This is a genomic window from Paenibacillus sp. XY044, assembly GCF_002257645.1.
GTDB lineage: Bacteria > Bacillota > Bacilli > Paenibacillales > Paenibacillaceae > Paenibacillus_AQ.
Map to the genome: position 1 here is coordinate 133276 of NZ_NQMO01000012.1, position 21839 is coordinate 155114.

General features: G+C 53.9%; 21 protein-coding genes, 1 tRNA gene and 2 riboswitches. Of the genes, 8 read left to right on the top strand and 14 right to left on the bottom strand.

Translation table 11 applies throughout. The features are described from left to right. Positions 1-34 precede the first annotated feature (34 nt). The gene (locus CJP46_RS32090) at positions 35-742 is read right to left on the bottom strand and encodes a TetR/AcrR family transcriptional regulator (RefSeq protein ID WP_094599699.1); all 708 of its coding nucleotides are present in this window, start codon (positions 740-742) and stop codon (positions 35-37) included. Positions 743-862: 120 nt separating this feature from the next. Here CJP46_RS32090 and CJP46_RS32095 point away from each other — a divergent pair, with 120 nt between their 5' ends. Beyond that, positions 863-1531, top strand: a complete 669-nt coding sequence (locus CJP46_RS32095; protein ID WP_094599700.1) for a DUF6022 family protein — start codon at positions 863-865, stop codon at positions 1529-1531. Positions 1532-1614: 83 nt separating this feature from the next. Here CJP46_RS32095 and pcp read toward each other — a convergent pair whose 3' ends face one another. The 7 genes from pcp to CJP46_RS36320 all read right to left on the bottom strand — a co-directional run bounded on the left by pcp (position 1615) and on the right by CJP46_RS36320 (position 6485). After that, complete coding sequence (gene pcp / locus CJP46_RS32100; RefSeq protein ID WP_094599701.1) at positions 1615-2262, bottom strand: pyroglutamyl-peptidase I; 648 nt, start codon at positions 2260-2262, stop codon at positions 1615-1617. Positions 2263-2446: 184 nt separating this feature from the next. Further along, positions 2447-2674, bottom strand: a complete 228-nt coding sequence (locus tag CJP46_RS32105) for a phage holin (protein ID WP_094599702.1) — start codon at positions 2672-2674, stop codon at positions 2447-2449. Between the two features lie 87 nt (positions 2675-2761). After that, positions 2762-3232, bottom strand: coding sequence for a 2-thiouracil desulfurase family protein (locus CJP46_RS32110; protein ID WP_094599703.1), 471 nt, complete (start codon positions 3230-3232; stop codon positions 2762-2764). 221 nt (positions 3233-3453) lie between these two features. After that, entirely contained in the window at positions 3454-3900 is a 447-nt protein-coding gene (locus CJP46_RS32115; protein WP_256992635.1) for a spore coat protein, read from the bottom strand. Between the two features lie 132 nt (positions 3901-4032). Then, on the bottom strand, positions 4033-5316 hold the full coding sequence (locus tag CJP46_RS32120; RefSeq protein ID WP_256992636.1) for a voltage-gated chloride channel family protein: 1284 nt from the start codon (positions 5314-5316) through the stop codon (positions 4033-4035). A 180-nt stretch (positions 5317-5496) separates the two neighbouring features. Continuing rightward, a riboswitch (Fluoride riboswitch) is annotated at positions 5497-5557 on the bottom strand. A 138-nt stretch (positions 5558-5695) separates the two neighbouring features. Next, complete coding sequence (locus tag CJP46_RS32125) at positions 5696-6118, bottom strand: CBS domain-containing protein (RefSeq protein ID WP_094599706.1); 423 nt, start codon at positions 6116-6118, stop codon at positions 5696-5698. A 256-nt stretch (positions 6119-6374) separates the two neighbouring features. Further along, on the bottom strand, positions 6375-6485 hold the full coding sequence (locus CJP46_RS36320; RefSeq protein ID WP_143813065.1) for a sporulation protein YjcZ: 111 nt from the start codon (positions 6483-6485) through the stop codon (positions 6375-6377). A gap of 498 nt (positions 6486-6983) precedes the next feature. Between CJP46_RS36320 and CJP46_RS32135 the strand changes: the two genes are divergently transcribed. Next, positions 6984-8336: a TrkH family potassium uptake protein gene (locus CJP46_RS32135; protein WP_179281421.1), complete on the top strand. Its 1353-nt coding sequence runs from the start codon at positions 6984-6986 to the stop codon at positions 8334-8336. 177 nt (positions 8337-8513) lie between these two features. Here the strand turns inward: CJP46_RS32135 and CJP46_RS32140 are convergent. Both CJP46_RS32140 and CJP46_RS32145 read right to left on the bottom strand, forming a co-directional pair. Beyond that, positions 8514-8585, bottom strand: a tRNA-Thr gene (locus CJP46_RS32140). Positions 8586-8668: 83 nt separating this feature from the next. Then, positions 8669-8971: an MTH1187 family thiamine-binding protein gene (locus tag CJP46_RS32145; protein WP_094599709.1), complete on the bottom strand. Its 303-nt coding sequence runs from the start codon at positions 8969-8971 to the stop codon at positions 8669-8671. A gap of 287 nt (positions 8972-9258) precedes the next feature. Continuing rightward, a riboswitch (cobalamin riboswitch) is annotated at positions 9259-9481 on the top strand. Positions 9482-9714: 233 nt separating this feature from the next. Here CJP46_RS32145 and CJP46_RS32150 point away from each other — a divergent pair. From CJP46_RS32150 to CJP46_RS32160, 3 genes are all read left to right on the top strand, one after another. Then, positions 9715-12048, top strand: a complete 2334-nt coding sequence (locus CJP46_RS32150) for a ribonucleoside-diphosphate reductase subunit alpha (RefSeq protein ID WP_094599710.1) — start codon at positions 9715-9717, stop codon at positions 12046-12048. Positions 12049-12518: 470 nt separating this feature from the next. Then, positions 12519-13550: a ribonucleotide-diphosphate reductase subunit beta gene (locus CJP46_RS32155; RefSeq protein WP_094599711.1), complete on the top strand. Its 1032-nt coding sequence runs from the start codon at positions 12519-12521 to the stop codon at positions 13548-13550. 136 nt (positions 13551-13686) lie between these two features. Then, positions 13687-14385, top strand: a complete 699-nt coding sequence (locus tag CJP46_RS32160; protein WP_094599737.1) for a M50 family metallopeptidase — start codon at positions 13687-13689, stop codon at positions 14383-14385. Between the two features lie 110 nt (positions 14386-14495). Here the strand turns inward: CJP46_RS32160 and CJP46_RS32165 are convergent, their stop codons facing one another. Beyond that, positions 14496-14660 (bottom strand): DUF1328 domain-containing protein, encoded by a 165-nt coding sequence (locus CJP46_RS32165; RefSeq protein ID WP_094599712.1) that lies wholly within the window; start codon positions 14658-14660, stop codon positions 14496-14498. A 154-nt stretch (positions 14661-14814) separates the two neighbouring features. Between CJP46_RS32165 and CJP46_RS32170 the strand changes: the two genes are divergently transcribed. Further along, entirely contained in the window at positions 14815-15285 is a 471-nt protein-coding gene (locus CJP46_RS32170) for a MarR family winged helix-turn-helix transcriptional regulator (protein ID WP_179281418.1), read from the top strand. 177 nt (positions 15286-15462) lie between these two features. Here the strand turns inward: CJP46_RS32170 and CJP46_RS36745 are convergent, their stop codons facing one another. After that, positions 15463-15639, bottom strand: coding sequence for a hypothetical protein (locus CJP46_RS36745; RefSeq protein WP_179281419.1), 177 nt, complete (start codon positions 15637-15639; stop codon positions 15463-15465). Between CJP46_RS36745 and serS the strand changes: the two genes are divergently transcribed. Then, positions 15629-16918 carry a serine--tRNA ligase gene (gene serS / locus CJP46_RS32175; RefSeq protein WP_094599713.1) on the top strand — a complete coding sequence of 430 codons (1290 nt, stop codon included), beginning with the start codon at positions 15629-15631 and terminating at the stop codon, positions 16916-16918. The two genes, CJP46_RS36745 and serS, sit on opposite strands and share 11 nt — an antisense overlap. A gap of 149 nt (positions 16919-17067) precedes the next feature. Beyond that, positions 17068-17574, top strand: a complete 507-nt coding sequence (locus tag CJP46_RS32180; RefSeq protein WP_094599714.1) for a DUF1572 family protein — start codon at positions 17068-17070, stop codon at positions 17572-17574. Between the two features lie 65 nt (positions 17575-17639). On the opposite strand, the gene CJP46_RS32185 is transcribed toward CJP46_RS32180, so the two are convergent. Both CJP46_RS32185 and CJP46_RS32190 read right to left on the bottom strand, forming a co-directional pair. Then, positions 17640-18653: a HoxN/HupN/NixA family nickel/cobalt transporter gene (locus tag CJP46_RS32185; protein ID WP_256992628.1), complete on the bottom strand. Its 1014-nt coding sequence runs from the start codon at positions 18651-18653 to the stop codon at positions 17640-17642. A 316-nt stretch (positions 18654-18969) separates the two neighbouring features. After that, complete coding sequence (locus CJP46_RS32190) at positions 18970-21510, bottom strand: LamG-like jellyroll fold domain-containing protein (RefSeq protein ID WP_094599716.1); 2541 nt, start codon at positions 21508-21510, stop codon at positions 18970-18972. Between the last annotated feature and the right edge of the window lie 329 nt (positions 21511-21839).

The window sequence follows — 21839 nt, forward strand, 5'->3', positions numbered from 1 at the left end:
CCCTGATTTTTCTTGACTTATGGAGCACTGATCATTATGGCAGCTTCTTCCGGAAGCCGTCCATCAGGACGCCCAGACCGAATTCGAACTCCTCCTGCCACCCCGTACCGGTCGTATGGGTTGCCAGCCGGATCATATGCGGGAACTGCTCCCGCGGCAGAGCGCGGAAAAACTGGGCATACTCCTCGCTGAGGCGAGCCTGGGCTTCTTCGCCGGCGCCGGCCATCCCCTTCAGCCGCACCTCCTCGGCCACAAAGCCAAGCACATGATTCTTTACCATGGATGCCATCCACGGGATATGGTCATCCGCAAATCCGGCCGAAGCAAAAATTTGGTATAGTCTCTCGATCTGCATCAGACGGTGGTACCCCACGGCAATGCCGCCATTGAACAAATCCACTGCATCGCGGTAGCGGTGCAGTACTCGCCGGAACGCATGCCCCCACTGGACAAGCTGTTCCTGCCAAGGCAGGTCCGGGTCCGGCCTGTCCATTTCTTCGCTTATTTTATCCCCAACAAGCTGAAGCAGCTGTTCTTTATCCTTCACATGATAATACAGGGAGGCGGTTTTCACCTGGAGCTCATCCGCTATTTTACGCATGCTCAGCTCTTTCAAGCCGGATTCGTTTAACACGTGAAGCGCCGTCCGGACAATCCGGTCACGGTCTAGTGGAATGTGCAGCTCCTCCTGTTCCCCCGTGCCGGAAAAAGGATGCTGGGGCACCGTTCGTTTTCTGGCCATCGAAGAGCCCTCCTTTTCACTTGACAATTATAGCATATGCCATTATTCTAATCCCATTAGATTAATCTAAAACCATTAGATTAATGAAAATCAGTTTATGTTCGTGAAAGGAGTAATATTATGAATACTATTCATTCGATCGTCCGGTCCATGAACCGGCATGTGAACGAAATCTGGGAGGCGATTCTTCTTGAGCATGCGGTAGAACTGAGCGCCATGTTTGCGGAGTTCGGCGACCGGGCGTACGGCGTCTATATTCAGCGGTTGATGGACCCGATTTGCGAGGAGGTCCGGAAGTCGGGATACGAGGTCCCCGCCGGGTTCCGCCTATCCGAATCGGTAGAGAACTGGGGCCCGCCCGAGGAGCGCGAACGATGCGTGTGGTATGGGGTCAAGGACGACACCGGCGAACCGTGCGGCACGGCAGTGCTGCAATTTTTCCATTCCCACGCCCGGTTTCATCTTCCGCAACCGCCGCGTTTTTTGGCTTTGGAGGAAACGGAGCCGGAGGCAATTCTACAGGCGCTATGCACCACGGGTGTTCGCCTAAGCGGGCTGCCCCTGCGTTACCGGCATTCATCCGGCGATGAACCGCTGGAATGGGAATACGGGGCGGACGCAGGGCTGCTCGAATACGTGCAGTCTTACCACGGCCGCACGGCGGTGGACTTTAACTATGCGCTGTCTTCGTGGGGACGCCACGGCTGGGAGCTTGTACAGGTCGTGCCGCATCAGGACCGCCTCGTCGGTTTTTTCAAGCGTCCGGTTCACCGCGCCGGCGGGCAATAACCCAATAACAGTAAAAAACACCCCCGGCGCTTGTTGTGAACAAGCACCGGGGGAGTTGAGGTAAAGGCGGGGCGCGATACCCGTTAAACCGCAGGCTGCCGCTGCTGCTTTACGGCATCGATCGTCGCATGGATAATCACGCGCAGCGCCCGCAGCATCGTTTCCTGCGGCAGCGAAGGCAGGCCCGGCTTTTGCAGCGCCATCTCCGTCGAAGCCGGAAAATGAACAAAACCCGCCAGCACAGGCAGTTCCTGCTCGCGGATATAATCCAGCACGGCGTACATCGTGTTGTTGCAAATAAACGTGCCGGCCGACTCGGACACGGCGGCGGGAATCCCTTCCGCTTTCAGCCGGTTCACGGCTTCGCGGATCGGCAGCCGCGAGAACAGCCCGTCGGGTCCCGCCGGATTAATCGGCTGATCCTGCGGTCTCTCCCCTTTGTTGTCGGCGTATGCCGCTTCCGGCGCAACATCCTTGACGTTCACGGCGATCCGCTCCGGCGTTACCGCCGTCCGGCCTGCGGCGAGGCCGCAGCAGATCACGGCGTCCGGCCGAAAATCACGCACGGCCTCAAGCAGCTCTTCGGCGCATTCGTCATAGTGGACGGGGAGCAGAACCGTCTGAATCTCGGCCTCCGCAAACGTCTCCTCCCGGATGTCCCGCACGAGCTGCTCTGTCGGATTTATCGCATTTCCGCCAAAGGGCTCAAATCCGGATATCAGTATTTTCATGTTCGTTCTCCTCCCGGTAAGTCTTTCCTTCCATCATATCAAACGGGACGGATCGTTCCTACCCGAAATACCGCTGCCAATCGGGGATTTCGGCTTCCACGTGGATTCAGTTCCAGCAGGGACAGGGGATTTGGCAAAAAAACACCCTGCCCGGCAGCTGCAGGCCGCACGGCAGGGTTCCCTGCTACAAATTATAACCGCCGCTGTTCGGTTTGGTCGGGTTGGAGATAATCCCCAGCGTCGCCAAAATTCCGAGCACTAAGTCCGCAGCCGCCACGAGCTCTTGCCGCTTCATATCCGACAGTTCAAACGCTCCTGTGAGATGGCCGATCAGCTGCACAAGCAAAAGCACCTGCGAGACCATACTGATCCAGAGCGCATAGTTCCGAAACCGTTTCTTCTTGAGCATCATATGACCTCCTTTTAGGTCATATATATTCACCCGCCCAGGCAAACTTGTCCGAAAATTTCACGAGTTGGATGCTGGACGCCATCGGTTTCAGAGGAGCCCTGAGTCCAGAGCCTCCAGAAACGTCTCCTCGGACATGACCCGAATGCCTTCCCGCTCCAGCAAGGCGGTCGTCACCCCACTGCCGGCAACCTTTTCATTAGCGAAGGAACCGTTATAAATCATGGCGCTTCCGCAGGAAGGGCTGTACTCCTTGAGCACGACCAAGGACGCTCCGATTTCCCGCGCTTTCTGCAGCGTCCGTTGAGCCCCTTGAATATACATGCCGCTGACGTCGCGGCCCGATTTCTCAACAACCCTGGCCCGGCCCTCCAACACATCGTTACCGTCGCCACCCACAATCTCCGCAGGCTCTCTCGGGGTGACAAATCCCCCCAGCAGTTCCGGGCAAACCGCAACCGCCTTGTTCTGCGCAACCATCTGCTGAATCACGTCATTCAAGCTGTCTGTGCCGTTATACCGAACCTTCAGTCCGGACAGACAAGAGCTGACCACAATCACACCGTTCACCCCGTAAACTGTTTATCTGTTTCACGTAAATTATTTATTCGTTCCACGTAAACTATTTATTACTTTAATGAAAGTATACTGCATAAGCCAACTGCCGGGGAGGCCCGGCGGCTTCACGGTGTAGGATTTGGCCGAAAAACGCGGAAAGCCCGGGACCAAACTCCCGGACTCTCCGCGATATCTCTTTTACCCTTGCCCAGGTGGCGAAGATGTTACATGCTTAACGCCTTTTTCGCATTTTCCATATCATTGGCCAAGAGCCGCTCCAGGTCGTAAGCGGGGTACATCGAACGCTCTTCCATAAAATCAAAAATTTTGGCATGGAGTTTGATCGCATTGTTCAGATGCTTCACGAAAACCTCCCTTAAGGCCGGCGTTGCCGTTTCCGTAATCGCTATCGCGTAATTGCGAACCCAACTTTTGGTCTTGCCCAGCAGATGGCCGGCATAAAAGCCCGTCATGTCTGCAGCTTCGGCTTTACCGCCTCTCGCTCCAGGGACCGGCGCTTGCGGGTAAAACTTCAGCAGGTCTTTTATGTTTTGCTCCAGGCACATGATCGCCTCTTTATACAAGGCATGCAGCTGCGGATCAGTGACCTTGCCGATGTCCATTTTCAGGCAAATCAGGTCGTTAGACTGTCCTGCAACCAGCTCGTGCATTTCCAATGTTTCGTGCCAGGCTAGATGCTTCACTTGGGCTTTCTTTCCAGAAGACAATGCAATCCCTCCATTACAATGATGGGATAGCATATGCCCAGGGCGCCCAGAGGGGAAATTGTCTCGCCAAAAAAATTAGCCGCGCTCCTTTTTCCCCTTCTGCCGTCCTTTCTTTCGGACCGAAGCCAGCGTTGCCTGCTCCGGCAGGCGCAGCAGCCTGGACTTGGACACTCCGATCCGCTGCGACACGTAGATGCCGGTATGCCCGGAAAAATAATAGCTGACGACGCAGGCGATGAACATGTACACCAAATTCCCCGACCCGAACAGCTCGATCCCCATAATAAAGCAGGCAATCGGGGTATTGGTCGCGCCGCTGAACACCGCGATAAAACCGAGAGCCGCCATAAACGGCACCGCTAGATGCAGCAGGCCCGCCAGCGTGCTGCCCAGCGTTGCGCCGATGACGAAGAGCGGAGTCACTTCCCCGCCTTGAAATCCGGCCCCCAGCGTAAGCGAGGTAAACACGGTTTTCCAGAGAAACGCCAGCTTTGGCGCCGTCCCTTCAAAAGCATCGCTGATCAGCGGAAGTCCCAGCCCGAGGTATTCCCTTGTGCCGAACGCGTAGACGATGGCAATCAGGATGCAGCCCCCGGCAAAGCTCTTGACCGCCGGATTCCGGAACCATCCGGTGAACCGTGCCTTCAACCAATGCGTCAGCTCGCTGAACAGAATGCTGGCCAGGCCGAACACCATCGACGCGAGCACGACCTTCAGCACCGTGATCAGTGTGATCGCCGGGATCGTGTTTACGGAATAATGAATATGATGAATCCCCCACGCCTTCGTGGTTAGATCCCCGATAAAGCTCGCCACAAAACAGGCAAACAGCGATTCGTAACGGATCATCCCCACCGCAAGCACCTCCAGACCGAAGACCGTTCCGGCGAGCGGCGTCCCAAAGACCGAGCCGAAACCGCTGCTGATGCCGCACATTAGAATGATCCGCCGGTCGGCTGGGCTCAGTCGAAGCCTCTTGCCGATCCATTCTGACAAGCTTCCGCCCATCTGCACCGCCGTACCTTCCCGTCCGGCCGAGCCGCCGAACCAATGGGTCAAGATCGTTCCGAACAGGACGAGCGGGGCCATGCGCAGCGGAATGGCTCCGCCGCCGTCATGAATCTGCTCCAGAATCAAGTTGTTTCCCTTGGACGCGTCCTTGCCGTATTTCCAGTACAGATAGCTCACCAAGGCTCCCCCCAGCGGAAGCAGCCACAGGAGCCACGGGTGATGCAGCCGCTGCTGCGTAACAGCATCCAGCGCTGCCAGAAACAAGGCCGACCCGGAGCCTGTAAGCACCCCCACCAGACTCCCGATGACCGACCACTTCACGATATAGCCAAGCAGTGCCAGGTGCATGAATTTGCCTGCGTACACGTATAACCTGCGCTTTCCCCTCGTAACTAATTTCCCCATTTCTGCGATTGTCCCCCCAGCTACAATGGTTTTCCTATTGTTCCTCATCCAGGGGCAAATTACCGCCCCCTGCTTGTCCCGATGCCCGTATATCGGCAAAAAAATAGACTCCTACCAGTGTCTGCACTGGTAGGAGTCATTAGCTCACGGGCGGTTAAAGGCGAACTCCATCGCCTATGTTATTACAAATCATTGTAATGAGGGATTGACCGGAAGTCAACAGAAAATCCGAGAGGCAGCGCGAAAGACAAAAGCACCCGTATCGCGATCCGCTTTACGGGTGCACTTGCTGCGAACAAGTTTCCCTGTCAGCGCCTTCCTCTTAATGAAGAGTTTCGGAAATTTGGCTGAGGGCCTCGCCGGCTTCGTTGACATGGATGTTCATCGTTGCCAGGTCGCCAATCGCGCAGATCCCCACCATTTCTCCGTTTTCTACAACCGGGATGCGGCGAATTTGGTGGTCGGCCATCATTTGCGCGCACTCATGGGCATCGGTGTCCGGCGAGCACGAAATAACATTGCTTGTCATGCAGTCATGGCAGTGAACGCCGCTTGGGTCCTTGCCGGCAGCCACACAGTTTATCACGATATCGCGGTCGGTAATCATGCCCACCACTTTTTTGCCTTCGCAGACCGGAATCGATCCGCAGTTGACATCGCGCATGATTTGCGCCGCAGCCGTGACCGAATCATGGGGTGCGCATACTTTAACGTCTTTAGTCATTACGTCGCGAACCATCGTCATTGCTGTTTACCTCCTCTAGGAATGATCCCCCGTATTTTACCCAGGGGTCCCGGGATTATTCAGGTTTGGGGGTGTTGTCTGAGGAACACCAGGAGAAAAACAGGGGGCCGGCCTTAGTTTGCAGCAACATCCAAAATTCTGTTGTACGTTCTATATGAAAAAAGCGCAGGATCCATTCGGGATCGCTGCGCTGCGCTTCGCTTGTGTTGGTCTCATGCCTCTGAATCTACCAGGCAGGCTAAGGACCGTTCAGGAATTAATATCCCCAAGTTTTCGCAATGATGACAAGCAGGATAAAGAGGACGAGAATGATGCCAACGCTTGTGGACATGCCGTCACCATAACCAACTCCAGCAACTTCGCTCATCTGACATTCCCCTTTCTTGGTAGGATCAGAATATCCTATGAAAGAAACCTTTCAGCGTTGTGGACAAAGTCAGCGGTTCAATAGCATATTTTGCAAGGAAACTTGATAGAGCCCGCGGCGGGCTTTCGGAACATCCGTAGAAGAAAGTTAGAGACATAGGAGAAACAGTGCCGAAACAACAAAAAAGACGCGGTCTCCGAAATCCGAAAACCCGCGTCCTGTAAAGCTTATGAAAGATGCTGGTGAAGGGAATTGAACCCCCGGCCTACAGATTACGTATGCGACGCCGCTCCTCAATACATGGTCCAGTAATCAGCTCCGCGACTCGTGCTGGCACCTCTTGGTGCCACGCCCTTTACAAGCCGAAATACCAAGGGTATGATAAACACGATTCGATTAGAACATCCTTTTGAAGCTGTCGGAAGAGCAATCTCTTTCGTTGGCTTCTTTTTACGATATATGAATTGGAGGATTACATTGTTGGCCCTACTTAGTAAAATGCGAGGTTGGTTGGAAAAGCGCTCACCTGCTCAGGTTATAACCGGCTATTATTTACTTGCCGTAACGATATCTATCGGATTATTCAGCCTTCCAGGCATATATAGACGCGGCACAGAGGTAAGCTTCTTTGATACGGTGTTCACTGCAGTTAGCGTCGTAAGCGACACAGGTCTTGCTGTACTGAACGTTGCAAATACCTTTAGTGTTTTTGGATACTTCATCATTATGTTGGTGCTGCAATTTGGCGGTCTTGGGATTATGGCGATGAGCACCTTCTTCTGGATCCTCATCGGACGTAAAATTGGATTGCGCGAACGCCAGCTGATCATGGTTGACAACAACCAGTTTCAATTATCTGGTCTGGTTCAATTCATCAAGGAAATTTTAGGAATTATTTTACTTGCTGAACTCATTGGAGCTGTTATTTTCGGAATACATTTTCTTAATTATTTCCCAACTTGGCAAGAAGCCTTTCTACAAGGATTGTTTGCCTCAGTTAGTGCAACGACGAACGCCGGAATGGATATTACTGGACAATCGTTGATGCCTTTTGCCCATGATTATTTTGTACAAATCGTTACCAGCTTCTTGATCATATTTGGAGCCATCGGATTCCCTGTACTGATTGAGATTAAGACCTTTTTAGCGAGAAGAAAAGACAAGCAGGCCCAGCCATTTCGCTTTTCACTATTTGCCAAATTAACGACATCGACGTATGTCATTCTTTTGGTCGTTGGGACTATTCTTATTTTCTTGCTTGAGTATCAGCATTATTTTAAGGGAATGTCATGGCATGAGGGCTTCTTCTATTCGTTCTTCCAAACCACTTCAACCCGAAGCGCCGGATTAACGACGATGGATATCACTCAATTGTCAGAATCTACCCTGCTTGTTATGAGCATCTATATGTTTATCGGAGGATCTCCAAACTCTGTAGGCGGAGGAATTCGAACCACTACCTTTGCGGTATGCACCTTATTTGTATATAACTACGTCAAAGGGAATCGAGAGATCAAAGTATTCAACCGAGAAATTCATCCGGATGATGTCATGAAATCACTTGCGATTATGCTGCTTGCCATTATGATGTGTGGGACCTCCGTGATTGTGATCAATATTACTGATCCGCATCATCAGCTGATATCCATCATTTTGGAGGTGTGCTCTGCCTTTGGTACGGTAGGGATGTCCACCGGCATTACACCAGAACTAAGCGTCTTTGCCAAATGTCTGCTGATGCTGCTCATGTTCATTGGTAGAATCGGTCTGACATCGTTCATCTTTATTATTGGAGGCAAGAAAAAGAAACCGAAAATTCATTATCCTGTGGAGAGAGTGATTTCGGGGTAACTGCAAGAATCAACACTGAAAAACATCGGCGATCCAATTACAGGAACCCTAATAGATACCGAAAATCCCACTTTACTTGAGTAAAGGTTAGAAGAAAGTTAGAAGTTCAGCAAATTCAACAAAAAAGACGCGGTCTCCGAAATCCGGAAACCCGCGTCTTGTAAGGCTTATGAAAGATGCTGGTGAAGGGAATTGAACCCCCGGCCTACGCATTACGAGTGCGTTGCTCTACCCCTGAGCTACACCAGCGTGGAAAATAAAATTTTCCGTCAAACAAAAACTATTATACAACTTCTTGTCCAAAATGCAATACTACGTTTTGCGGTTGGAATTTATTTCAATTTGTCGCGGACCGATTGAAGTTTCTGGGCGCTGGACGAGGCTTTGTCCCGTCTGTCGTCGATTTTGACCGAAGTGGAAACGCGCTGCGCGCCGGCCAGGAACGGTGCCTCGTGCAGGGCCGCGATCGCCTTCCATATATCCGGAAGTGCACCCTCTATGATCGTGCTCATCGACGTCAGCTCATAGCTGATCCCCTTCTGCTCAGCCAACACCCGCTGCATTTGTGCCACATACGAGCTCAGGCTGGTCGTGGCCGTTCCGATCGGAATGACCGTTACCTCTGCAATTGCCATGTTCGTGCGCCTCCTTTATTTTTTGCAAAGCGGATCGAACTTTATTCCTAATTTTATTTTACCCGACCATTTGAGGAATCGCAAAATGAAGGACTACAAAATTTTTTATTCGGGTTTTTCCTGCAAATTTCGCCCGATTTCTACCTTTTCAGGCCCTTCTGCGCTCAATCTCCAATGGTTCACAGTAGCGCCCCGGGGGTCCATCTGGTATAATTCTCATTGCTCGTCTTTTACGAGGATCATAGTTTACAAACACAATATATTGGGTTAAATTAGTATAACAGCAACCAAATATAGTGGAAACAGGTGAACTTGGCTCAATTTGCCAGGCGTTCATAATAGGGAAGCACGGTGTGAATCCGTCACGGTCCCGCCACTGTAACCGGAAGGCCGAGAGCTCCGAGCTTTCGGCACGATATCGGCTGAGTCCACTGTCCGTCACGCGGACGGGAAGGCGCCGAATATCGCATGTTCGGGAGTCAGGAGACCTGCCTGTTTTGTCTCACGAAAGGCCTACGAGGAATAGGTACGTGATGCCAGTCGATATCTATACATAACGTGATAGATATTTTTTCCCATGCTCGTAAATAGGGCATACGGGATATAGCGGCATTTTCGTACCTGTCTGCAGGTTCTTCGGAAATGCCTTTTGTATGGGCAAGCACAGCAAGAGCTCCCTCTTAACAGCATCGTCCTACTTTCCGTTATACCAAATATACAAACTTTGAAAGGAGATCTGCACCATGCCGCAGCTCGTTACCAAACCGAACAACCGCCAGCTGGCTTTTGATGAAATCCGTCTCTCCGTTTATGCCGACCGAATCCTTGAGGAGCTGGAGAGCCTGGACAAGGAGCGCCTCCTACGGGGCGTGCAGAGCAAACTGCGCCGCGAAGAAGTTACCGGCGACGAAATCAGCAGCGCGTTCACGATGTCGGCGCTTGAACTGGTCACTAAGGAGGAGCCGAACTGGAAGTTCGCCGCAGCCCGTTCGCTGCTGACCTCCCTGTACAAGAAGGCCGCTTACAACCGCCGCTACAAAGCCTATCCTGACGAGCCCTACGGTGCGTTCTACCCTCTCATTACCGAACTGGTGCAAAAAGGAATCTACCGCGAGGAGCTCCTCACCTGCTATACGAAAGAGCAAATTGAAGAATTGGGCCACTGCATCGATTACAAAAGCGACCTGCTGTTCGACTACATAGGGCTGTTGACCCTGTCCGACCGCTACTTGGCGCATGATTTCGACGGACGCGTCATGGAGCTTCCGCAAGAGCGCTACATGGTCATCGCCATGTACCTGATGCACACCGAGCCCGAGGACAAGCGCCTAGAGCTCGTGAAGGAAGCGTATTGGGCGATGAGCAATCTGTACATGACCGCCGCTACGCCAACGATGTCTAATGCAGGGAAGAAGGTCGCCGGACAGTTGTCCAGCTGCTTTATCGACACAGTGGACGACTCTTTGGAAGGGATTTTCGATTCCAATACCGACGTAGCCCGTCTCAGCAAAATGGGCGGCGGCATCGGCGTCTACCTCGGCAAGGTCCGGGCGCGCGGCTCCGACATCCGCGGTCACAAGAACACCAGCTCCGGCGTCATCCCTTGGATCCGCCAGCTGAACAACACGGCGGTCAGCGTTGACCAGCTCGGCACCCGCAAAGGTGCGGTTGCCGTCTACCTGGACGTCTTCCACAAAGACATCTTGGCCTTCCTGGACCTGAAGCTGAACAACGGCGACGAGCGCATGAGAGCGCATGACGTGTTCCATGGCGTCTGCCTCCCCGACCTGTTCATGGAGGCGGTGGAAGCCCGCAGCGAATGGAGCCTGTTCTGCCCGCATGAAGTGAAGAAAATCATGGGCTGGAAGGACGCCAACGGCCGCCCTGCTGGTCTTGAAGATTATTATGATGAGACGGTGGGTCAAGGATCGTTCCGCGAGAAGTACGCCGAAGCGGTTGCTCACCCGCTGCTTCCAAGAATTACAGTACCTGCGATCGACATCATGAAGCGCATCATGAAATCGCAGCTGGAAACCGGCACGCCGTACATGTTCTACCGGGATACCGTCAACCGCGCGAACCCGAACCGTGCACACGGCATGATCTACTCTTCCAACCTGTGCACCGAAATTATGCAGAACCAGTCCGCTACCGTGGTGGAAAAAGAAGAGCTCGTGACCAAAGACGGCCAAACCCGGATCGTCATTTCCAAGGTTCCCGGCGACTTCGTGGTCTGCAACCTGAACTCGATTCACCTGGCCCGCGCCGTTCCGGACAATGTGCTGGACCGCCTTGTGCCGATTCAGGTGCGCATGCTGGATAACGTTATCGACATCAACAACATCGAAGTGCTGCAAGCACAATATACGAACAGCCAATACCGCGCGGTTGGACTCGGCACCTTCGGCCTGCATCACCTGCTCGCCCTCGAAGGCATCCGCTGGGAGTCTGACGAAGCGGTTGAATATAACGACAATCTGTACGAAAAAATCAATTACCTGCTCGTCAAATCCAGCATGGAGCTGGCCAAGGAAAAGGGCCACTATCCGAAGTTCAAAGACTCCGACTGGGAGAACGGCGCTTACTTCACAAGCCGCGGTTATGTAGACGGCGAACATGCAGGCAAGTTCGTCACCACCGAGCAGTGGAAAGAACTCCAGCAGGAAGTTCAGCAGAACGGCGTCCGCAACGCCTGGCTGTTTGCCATCGCGCCGAACGGATCGACCTCGATCATTGCCGGCTCCACCGCCAGCATCGATCCGCTGTACGAGCTTCTGTCTTACGAGGAAAAAACGACCTACAAGATCGCCAACCCGGCTCCGGACCTGTCCGAGAAGACGATCTGGTACTACAAAACGGCATTCCTGATCGACCAGCACTGGTCCATCAAGATGGCCGCCGCGCGTCAGCGCCATATCGACCAGGCTCAAAGCTTTAACCTGTACGTCCGTCCGGATATCCGGGCAACGGAATTTCTGGAGCTTCACCTTCACGCCTGGAAAGCCGGCATCAAAACGACGTATTACGTCCGCAGCCGTGCGCTGACGATTGAAGAGTGCGAGTCGTGTGCATCGTAATTATTGATAGCTTTTAGGAAAACCTTTTTCGATCCCTCCCAAACCCTCCCTTCCAAGGGAGGGCCCCGAGGGCGCCGCCCTCTGGACACCCGGAATTTTGGCGGATGACCGGCGGGTGGGCGGATTTTGATGTGAATACGTGCTGTGAGGCGCTTTCGTCCCCCTTCTGCTTTGCAGGTTATGGGGGACACGCTTTACTTTTGGAGCGTGCAGTGTGGTCTCCTCTATTATCGGAGACCCCTCGTCGCGCGGCTGGCTCCCTGTTTTGGCTTCGCCAAAATACGGGAGGCTCGCCACGCGTCCGCTAACATGGATAAATACTACTGCAATGGAAAGATACTACATGAACTATTTTAGACTGACTATCTGAGAAACCTAGGATATAGATCACTGGTATAGATCACAGCATTCTGCGATGGATGTTGATATATATGAACAAGCAAAAATAAAGAACAAGGAGTATATCGAGTATGCAAACGCAAAAGATTTTTAACACCGAAGCGCCGAACCGCTCGACCCGCATCATCGAAGGAGAATGCTCGGGCATCCTGAACTGGAACGATATCCGCATGCCCCATATGTACAAATTGTATAAAGTTCTGCTGCTGAACCATTGGATCGCTGACGAAATTCCAATGGCCAAAGACGCGCAGCAGTTCGTGAACCTCGATCCGGAAGAGCAGCGCACCTTCAAGATCAATATTTCTTTGCTCGCCGTGCTGGACTCGATGCAAACGATGTTCATCGGCGACGTGAAGCGTTATTTTACCGATTCCTCGCTGGAGGCCATCTCGGCCATCATCGGGCAGCAGGAAGTCGTGCACAACCAATCCTACTCCTACGTGCTTTCTTCGATCGTATCGGAGCAGGAACAGAAAGAAATTTTCGAATACTGGAAGCATGATCCGGTACTGCTCGACCGCAACCGTTTCATCTCGGAAATTTACCAGGAGTTCCGCGACGAGCAGAATCCGCACACCTTCTTCAGAGCGCTCGTGGCCGACCTGATCTTGGAAGGCATTTTCTTCTACAGCACATTCGCCTTCTTCTACAACCTGGCCCGCGACCAGAAGATGATGGCGACCAGCCAAATGATCTCCTACATCCAGCGCGACGAGAACCAGCACTGCTACTTCTTCGGCGAAGTGTTCAAGCAGCTGCTCAAGGATTTCCCTGAGCTGAACACGAAGGAAAACATGGACTACGTATACCGTACGATCGACCGCGCGGTGGAACTGGAAACCAACTGGGCGCATTACACGCTCAGCGAGGTCAAAGGCATCGACCTGAACGAGCTGTCCGACTACATCAAATACATCGCCAACAAACGTTTGAAAATGATGGGAATGGAAAAAGGCTACGAAGGCGTGGACTCCAACTGCATGCCGTGGATCCGTCCTTTCTCCGACGAGGCGCTCAACGCTACCAAAACGGACTTTTTCGAAGCCAAATCCCGTAACTACGGCAAAGTCGGCGACGACAACGGATTCGACGATCTGTAAGCCGCACGCCCATAACTTATAGATTTGCAACAACCGGGAAGTGCAGCTCTGCTGCGCTTCCTTTTTTAATATGATCGTGTATGATGGAACAAAAGATCCTATTATCCGCATGTTGTCGTTAGGAAAGGAGCTGCCCGTGAATAAATCCTTGAAGGCTGTATTGTTTCTTGTCGCATCCGCGGTTCTGACCCGGCTGATCCCATTCTCCTCCTGGTTCCGCACCCTGGATACGATGATCCATGAATTCGGCCATGCCCTTGTTACCCTGCTGTTCTCAGGAAAGGTCCTCCGCATCGAGCTCAATGCCGATCATAGCGGCACTACCTACTCCTATTTATCCTCCGGCTGGAGCTCCGTGCTCGTCTCGCTCTCGGGGTATACGATCGCTTCCCTCTTTGCCGTGTTTCTGTTCTATGGATACGCCAAGCGCAAGCAGGCCGCCGGGCTGATCCTGATCACGATTCTGGCCGCGGTCAACCTGCTCTTTTTTGTCCGGAACAGCTACGGCGTTTGGTGGCTTGTCATTTTTATGGCGCTAAACATCGTGTTTTATATGCTGGGAAACACCCTACGCAATTTCTATTACCTCCTGCTCGCCTTCCTTTGCCTGGAGGAATCGGTAGTCGGGCCGCTCACCTTGGCGATCACTTCCCTGACCAACCCGCGGCAGGCCGGCGACGCGGCCAATCTGGCCCATATGACGGTGCTCCCCGCCATCGCCTGGTCGGTGCTGTTTCTGCTGTTTGCGCTTTGGTGCACTACCCAGAGCCTTACCCTGTTTTGGCGGAAACCTGCGCGTAAACCTGCCGTACGCACCGGCATGCGGACCGGATAACTCACGAGGATTTAGAAAACCCAAAAAGGCTTGTCCCACACGCATGTGGGCGCAAGCCTTTTTTTGCTTAGCTATTGCCTTCGTGTAACTCAGGCTGCGGCACTGTAAGGTCAACTGCTTCGTCTTCTGCCAAATATCAGCGAAAGAATAAACAGAACCAGGAAGACAAAGAACAGTACCTTTGCGACACCAACGAGCGCTGAAACGATACCGAAGAAACCGAAAATCGCAGCTACAATGGCAATGATCAAAAACAATATCGCGAGTCCGATCATCGTGATCACCTTTCTTTCGTTAGAATGTGGTACTTGTTTTTAACCCCGTAGCGGGAATTTGAACCTTGAAAAATGACCCAGATTCGAATATAATTTGTTCATATTTGAACTGTTCCATATTGAACAAATTCATAATCGAAAGGTTGCTTATGCCATGAATCATCAAGACCACCAAGATCCCCAAATGAAGCTGGCCGCTGAAGTCGTTCAATCCTTTACCGGCATTCAAAAGCGCCTATTGGAGTTTACGCGCAGCAACGCGGAGAGCCTTGGATTAACCGTGCTGCAGCTCGCCGTCCTGAACACGCTGCATGCCGCGCCCGGCTTGACGCTAAAGGAATTAACCGAGCGTCTCTCCTCACCCAAAAGCACCATCAGCGTTCAAGTGGAAGGCCTCGTTCAAGCGGGGCTGGTGGACCGCGTCATCTCCGAGACAGACCGCAGGGAAGTCAGACTGAGCCTGACCGCGGATGGGCGGGAACGCTCCCTTCAGTCAGCGGCCAATCCGCGCTCCTACCAGGCCATGGAATACGCTCTTAAGCAGGTCCCGGCTTCGGACATCCAGAACCTGCTGCGCATTCACCAGGACATACAGAATCTTCTAGGAACGTATTCATCCAGGTAAGGGATGTATGTATATTGTACTTTCCATCGGTTTACGCTATACTAAACCGCAAAGAACCGAACAGCGACATTACGCCGATGAGCAGCATCCAACTGTGAGGCGTTTTCGACCGGAGCGGATGATGTTTCCCGTGGCACGCAGCGTGACGGTGCAACGGTTACAGCACCCATCCTCTCTCTAAGTTAACCGGCCTCCGTCCGTTATCGCGGAACCAAGCGGATCGGCACTGCCTTTGGGCAGGCTGGTCAAATTGGGTGGCACCGCGAGCAAGCGCTCCTCGTCCCAAGGGATGAGGGCGCTTTTTGCATTTTTACAGGACAAAAAGACAAAGGAGACGGTAACGATGTTAAACATTCAATGGATCCGCGACCATCGGGAGCGGGTACAACAAGTCGCGGAGCAGAAGAATATTCCCTTCCGGGTGGATGACCTGCTGGAATGGGACGAGAAACGAAGAAGGCTGCTGCAGGAGGCGGAATCGCTCAGAGCGCAGCGTAATGAACTGACCAAGCGCATCGCGGGGCTGCTGAAGCAGGGCCAAGACGAAGCGGCGGAGCAGACCAAGGGCCGGGTGAAGGAAATCAACAGCAGTCTGGACGGCTGCGAGACCGGTCTGCGCGAGGCCACCCGTAAGTTTGAGGAACTGATGCTGCTCGTCCCCAACGTTGTATCGGAAGATACGCCGATTGGTAAGGATGACAGCGACAATGTGGAAGTCCGCCGGGTTGGGAAGGCCCGGGAATTCGATTTTGAGATGAAAGATCATGTTACGCTCGGCGAGCTGCATGATCTGTTCGATATTCCGCGCGGGGTCAAGACGGCGGGCAGCCGCAGTTATTATTTGAAGGGAGCCGGCCTCTTCCTTCATCTGGCGGTGCAGCGGCTCGCGATTGACCTCCTGGCCTCGCGCGGATTTACGCCGATGGACGTGCCGGTCATGGTCCGTCCCGAGGCGCTGGCCAGGTCGGGATTCTTCCCTACCGGGAAGGATCAGACCTATGAGCTGGCCGGCGAGGACAAGTGGCTCGTCGGCACGTCGGAGGTGTCGCTGGTGTCGTACTACAGCGACGAAGTCATCGACGCCGCCCTCCCCATCCGGCTGGCGGGCGTGTCGAACTGCTTCCGCCGGGAAATCGGCTCGGCGGGCCGGGACGTCCGCGGTTTGTACCGCGTCCACCAATTCGCCAAGGTCGAGCAGGTCGTTCTCTGCGAGAACGATCCCGCGGCGTCGGAAGCGATGCTGCAGGAAATTACCGGCCATGCCGAGGAGATCCTGCAGCTGCTGGAGCTTCCCTACCGGGTGATGGCGGTCTGTACCGGTGACATGTCGCAGAAGACGTATAAGCAGTACGACATCGAAACCTGGATGCCGAGCCGCGGAGCCTACGGTGAAACCCATTCGTCGTCGAATCTGCTCGACTTCCAGGCCCGGCGCTCGAACATCCGCTATCGCGATGCGGAAGGCAGCCTGCAGTACTGCCACACGCTGAACAATACGGCCGTGGCCACGCCCCGCATTCTGATCCCACTGCTGGAGAACCACCAGCAGGAAGACGGATCGATTGATATCCCGGCGGCCCTTCAGCCATATATGGGCGGCATCACCAAGCTGGTGCCCCCTGAAACGGAATAAATCGTAGACCATTCCTATACGGGACGGCAAGAGTATTGTGAAACCATGTGGTTCAGAGGGCCATCCGCCGCGTGCCACACTTGCTTGCCGAGAAAGAATAGCGGCCTCTATACTGGTAAAGAAATCATTTCATAGCGGAGGTGGTTGGAATGAGCACCCACGACATCGGAACGGAATACTTCCGGGTGGTGAACGAGAAATTCGCCGAGCTGAAGCGTTCGGCCGAGAAGGCAATCGCGCAGGTTCCGGACGATAAGCTAAACTGGTCGTTAAACGAAGACTCCAACAGCATCGCGGTCATCGTCCATCATATGAGCGGGAACATGATTTCCCGCTGGACGAACTTCCTCGATTCCGACGGGGAAAAGGAAGGCCGCGACCGGGACAACGAGTTCGAGGGCACCGTAGCCTCAAGAGAAGAACTGCTGGGCATCTGGAATCGCGGCTGGGACGTCTTTCTGCAGGCGCTCGCCTCCCTCGGAAACGGGGACCTGCTCCGGACCGTCTACATCCGGGAAAAGCCGCATACGGTGCTGGAAGCGATCGAACGCCAGATGTCGCACTATTCCAGCCATATCGGCCAGATCACTTACGCCGCCAAGCAGATTCAATCGGAAGCTTGGGAGACGCTGACGATTCCGCGCCGAAAGAAATAGCGGAATCCGAAAACGGGACCGCCGGCATCACGCCGGGCAGGTCCCGTTTTTGCTTTCACGATCCTTTATAGGCTTTTCCCTTTTACCGCATACCGCTCTTCGATCCGGTATACCTTCCAAATGAACACAGCCACGCCCCAAATGGCCAGAAACGCCACGACTAGGAAAATGCCCAAATTTCCGAAGTCGATGCCTGCGATCATGTCCCAGATGCCGCCGGACAAATGCAGTTTCTCCGTTGTGATCTGCGCCAGCTCCACCGCGCCTACTGCCACGGCGGCGATCACCGAAATCGCTGTGACGATCAGGTTATAGTAGACCTTCCGGACCGGGCGGTCGCTGGCCCAGGCATAGCTCTTGGTCATCATGAGGCCGTCCAGCGTATCGAACAGGCTCATGCCGGCCGCAAACAGCAAAGGCAGTGCAATGATGCCCATGACTGGAACCTGCTGATTGGCCGCCCCCGCCGACATCGTCAGCAGCGAAATCTCGGTGGCGGTGTCAAAGCCGAGGCCGAACAGGAAGCCGATCGGGTAAATATGCCGGCTCTTCGTGACCAGCTTAAACCATTTGCCCAAATAACGCGTAAAGAAGCCTTTGGCTTCAAACATCTCCTCAAGCTCCGCTTCCCCGATCCGGTCTTCCCGAATTCGACGGAACGTGCGCCAGAGCTGGGCAAACAGCATGAAGTTGAGCACGGCGAGAAACAGCAGGAATACCCCCGACACCGTCACCCCGATGATGCCGCCAATCTCCTGCATGCCGGACATATGCTTGGCGACAAAGCGTACGGAGATGGTCGTCAGCACAGCCAGCAGGAAGACGACCGTCGAGTGCCCCAGGGAGAAGAAGAAGCCTACGCCCCGGGAGTCCTTTTTCTGCGCCACCAGCTTACGGATCGTGTTATCGACCGCGGCGATGTGGTCGATATCAAAAGCATGGCGGACGCCAAAGACGTAAGCCGCAATTCCCATGCCGACAAAGGCTGGATGGGCGGGCGCCACCGTAAATAAGGCAAACAGCCCCAGGACATGGATCAGTGCCACCCCCAGCATGTAACGGTTCCAAATAAATTTCATGTTTCCACCTTTCATCTTACATTCATAGGGTTGTATCCCGAGCTTGCCGTTAACATCTGGCTGTCTAGTCCTAGTTTATCCTCAATTCTTCTAAAATGGTATCTCCCATTTGCAAAGGCTTACAAGGCAATGGGAATGATTGCGTCCCGTCCCTTCTCCTTTGATTAGAACAGCATGCTTAATCATCCGATTCCCGTGAAGTCTATCCAATGCTTCCGCCAAAAAGGGACAAAGCGAAAGAGTCCCCCCCCTTCCGCTTTGTCCCTCATTTTTTCCCATGACCCCTTCGATAAATCAGCTTACATCAATCTATACTTCAGGACGGGTTCTTGGCCAAATCCGCCGCCTGCGCAGGCGTCAGAGCGCCATCATACACGCGCAGCTCGTCGATCAGCCCTTTAAACGGCGAATCCCACCAGTTGACGCCCAGGCTGAAGCTCGCCGTCGTGCCGGTGAACCAGTCCGGGAAGTTCGCTCCCTTGAACTTCTGCACCCCGTTCACGTACACGGTCAGCGTGCCGTTCTCCACGGAGAAGGCCAGATGTGACCACTCCCCGGTCGGAATGGTCAGTCCGGTCGCCCCGTCATACCAGCTCGTGCTGCCCGACCAGACCATCGTATTGTTGGCGACGGCTCCCCGGGGCACGAGGCTCACCCAATGATCGCTGTCTTTCGCGCCGAAGAAGGCCGTCGTGTACGTCGTCAGCTCAGCCGGCTTGATCCACAGCGAAACCGAGTAGGCATTGCTGGAGATCAGCCCGTCGGGCAGCCGGATCCCGGAGGCTCCGTCGAACTTGGCGGCCTGGCCTTGTCTTCCCTCAGCGAAGGTGATGCTGCCGCCGGACTTGTCAATCCGGTCGCCGGTCACCGTACCTGCGGCAAACCGCCCATGACTGTCCGCAAAGTTGCCCTCAAGGCCGTAATAAGCGGACAGCTTGGCGTCCTGGTACGGCAGAACGGTCACCGTAAAGGACTTCGTCTGCGATGTGCCGCCTTTGGTGATCGTGGCCGTCAGAACCGCCCTGGCCGGAGCGCCGCCCCCCGGACGGTGCACCTCGCCTTTGTCCGTTACAACCGCTTCGTCCGAGCTTTTCCAGGAAATCGCGGTGTGCCGGGCTCCTTCCGCCGGGAGGGTCAGGTCCGATACCACCTTCGTTGTATCTCCCAAACTCAGATCGCTATACACGTCCTGAACCAGCGCCTGATCCGTCTTGTCCTCAAGCCGGCTGCCCCAGACCGCCACACCCTCCCGGGATGACGCCGTGAAGGTCATGACATAACGCTCCGATACCGGATCCCAGCCGCTGGCGAATACGCCCTTATACACGGAACCGGCAATGACGAGCTCCGCCTCGTTGTGCCCGGTCTTCTTCCAAGTGCCCGTCTCGTCGCCCGAGATCGTGTTATCCTTGTTCAGCCGGATATACGCGGAGGACTGGATCTCCGCCGTCGTCTCTTTTCCGTGATTGATGAATTTATATTCCCCGATCAGGTCCTGACGGTCTACCTTACCCACAGTTTCCCCTGCATAACGGTATGGAGCGACCACCGGCCAGCCGTCCGCATTCATGTACATTTGATGCACGCGCACCTCATGCGCTTCGCCCATCTGCGGGAAACGGGTGTGGAAGACGAGGAACCGCTTGCCTGCTTCTTCGTCCATCAGCACGGAGTTATGTCCCGGGGATACATAACCGACGCCGATGCCGGTGCCTGGATCGCCCACGTCTCTGGTAAACAGATAGTTCCCCATCAGCTTGTTACCGTAAGGCGCGTTGTCCGTGTCGCCGGGCAGAACGGCGTTCTCGCCTTGGGCATCCACATACGGGCCATCCGGGTTCTTCGCGCGGAACACCCGCATGTTATATCCACCGTCGGCCCCCAGCCAGCCGTAAGTCATGTACATGTAGTAGTAGCCGGTGGCTTTATCGTACACAACGTACGGACCTTCCCCCGATTTGCCGTAGCCTCCGGCCACCTTCGTACCGAAGTACCGGTTCATCAGGCGTCCGTCCGCGGTTGTGCCGTCTTTGCCCGGATATCTCACCTTGCCGGTCTTCGGGTCGACGGGCAGGACGAAAATGCCGCCGGACCAAGAGCCGTAAGACATCCAAAGCTGCCCGTTTTTGTCGTAGTACAGGTTCGGATCGATCGCATTCGGATAATTGCCGTTGGCGTACGACCCGTCAGCATTGAACCAAGCGCTGCTTGCCCCGCCGAGCTGTCCGCCATCGATCAGCTTCGGAATGTTTGTGTTCGTCCACTTTTTGTTGATCACGCTGTCCTTATCTTTGGCATCGCCCTCCGTAAAGCCGGAGTACACCAGAGTATCGACATACTGATAGGGCCCTTCGATCTTTGGCGACACGGCAAATCCGATGGCCGAACGGATATACGTGGAGGATGTGCAGTAGTACAGCATATAGGCACCCTTGGTGCCGTCCATGTTCACATATTCGGGATTCCAGAACACATCGGGGGCCCATACGGAAAAACCGCCCTTACTGTCCGAATCATTTTGTCCCGCCCATGCGAACGACCCGGCCAAATTTTGCGCCAGATCGCCGTACAGCACGTTGCCCGGTGTCGCATAACCGTTCGTAAACCGTGTCCAGCTCTGCAGGTCCTTCGACTGGGCCGCTTCAATGTGCGAACCAAATACATAGTACGTATCCCCGTCCTTCACGATGGATGGATCGTGAACGGATACGTTTTGATACACCGGCGGTTGTCCCTGCTGCTCCTGCGCGTTGCCGCCTTTCTGCGCCGCGCTGTCCGGCCCGGTGCCGAACACCTGGCCCGGAACCGTGACGAACAGCATCATCATCAACAATGCCGAAACCCACCTTCTGTTCATGTTTGCTCCCTCCAAAAAATAAAGTCTTCGGAAATTAAGATCATTCAACCTTTGGCGAAAACGCATTCATATATCCAGGCAGAGCTTCTTAAGTTGACGTCTGCCGCGGCCCCGCGATCGATCCCTCCTTTTTAATGCCTAACCGACTTGTAAACCACTCTCAATATGTATTTTATTTAAATATAACTAAAATGTTTTAAGTAATCATATAATGACATCCTCTAAATTTCAATTGTTTTTTGGAAAATATCACCCCACATTCATCTTACCAATTGTATTACGCCTTCGTTAATTTCAAAAAAACATAAAACAAAAAAAAGGAACGAGGC

Excerpts from the sequence above, each read along its gene's own strand:
- pcp (WP_094599701.1), bottom strand. The coding sequence starts at position 2,262 with ATGAAAATACTGATATCCGGATTTGAGCCCTTTGGCGGAAATGCGATA.
- CJP46_RS32120 (WP_256992636.1), bottom strand. The coding sequence starts at position 5,316 with ATGCACCTGGCACTGCTTGGCTATATCGTGAAGTGGTCGGTCATCGGG.
- CJP46_RS32145 (WP_094599709.1), bottom strand. The coding sequence starts at position 8,971 with ATGGCAATTGCAGAGGTAACGGTCATTCCGATCGGAACGGCCACGACC.
- CJP46_RS32180 (WP_094599714.1), top strand. The coding sequence starts at position 17,068 with ATGAGCACCCACGACATCGGAACGGAATACTTCCGGGTGGTGAACGAG.
- CJP46_RS32125 (WP_094599706.1), bottom strand. The coding sequence starts at position 6,118 with ATGACGATGGTTCGCGACGTAATGACTAAAGACGTTAAAGTATGCGCA.
- CJP46_RS36745 (WP_179281419.1), bottom strand. The coding sequence starts at position 15,639 with ATGTTTAACATCGTTACCGTCTCCTTTGTCTTTTTGTCCTGTAAAAAT.
- CJP46_RS32155 (WP_094599711.1), top strand. The coding sequence starts at position 12,519 with ATGCAAACGCAAAAGATTTTTAACACCGAAGCGCCGAACCGCTCGACC.
- CJP46_RS32115 (WP_256992635.1), bottom strand. The coding sequence starts at position 3,900 with ATGCACGAGCTGGTTGCAGGACAGTCTAACGACCTGATTTGCCTGAAA.
- CJP46_RS36320 (WP_143813065.1), bottom strand. The coding sequence starts at position 6,485 with ATGAGCGAAGTTGCTGGAGTTGGTTATGGTGACGGCATGTCCACAAGC.
- CJP46_RS32105 (WP_094599702.1), bottom strand. The coding sequence starts at position 2,674 with ATGATGCTCAAGAAGAAACGGTTTCGGAACTATGCGCTCTGGATCAGT.
- CJP46_RS32095 (WP_094599700.1), top strand. The coding sequence starts at position 863 with ATGAATACTATTCATTCGATCGTCCGGTCCATGAACCGGCATGTGAAC.
- CJP46_RS32170 (WP_179281418.1), top strand. The coding sequence starts at position 14,815 with ATGAATCATCAAGACCACCAAGATCCCCAAATGAAGCTGGCCGCTGAA.
- CJP46_RS32165 (WP_094599712.1), bottom strand. The coding sequence starts at position 14,660 with ATGATCGGACTCGCGATATTGTTTTTGATCATTGCCATTGTAGCTGCG.
- serS (WP_094599713.1), top strand. The coding sequence starts at position 15,629 with ATGTTAAACATTCAATGGATCCGCGACCATCGGGAGCGGGTACAACAA.
- CJP46_RS32190 (WP_094599716.1), bottom strand. The coding sequence starts at position 21,510 with ATGAACAGAAGGTGGGTTTCGGCATTGTTGATGATGATGCTGTTCGTC.
- CJP46_RS32090 (WP_094599699.1), bottom strand. The coding sequence starts at position 742 with ATGGCCAGAAAACGAACGGTGCCCCAGCATCCTTTTTCCGGCACGGGG.
- CJP46_RS32185 (WP_256992628.1), bottom strand. The coding sequence starts at position 18,653 with ATGAAATTTATTTGGAACCGTTACATGCTGGGGGTGGCACTGATCCAT.
- CJP46_RS32135 (WP_179281421.1), top strand. The coding sequence starts at position 6,984 with ATGCGAGGTTGGTTGGAAAAGCGCTCACCTGCTCAGGTTATAACCGGC.
- CJP46_RS32150 (WP_094599710.1), top strand. The coding sequence starts at position 9,715 with ATGCCGCAGCTCGTTACCAAACCGAACAACCGCCAGCTGGCTTTTGAT.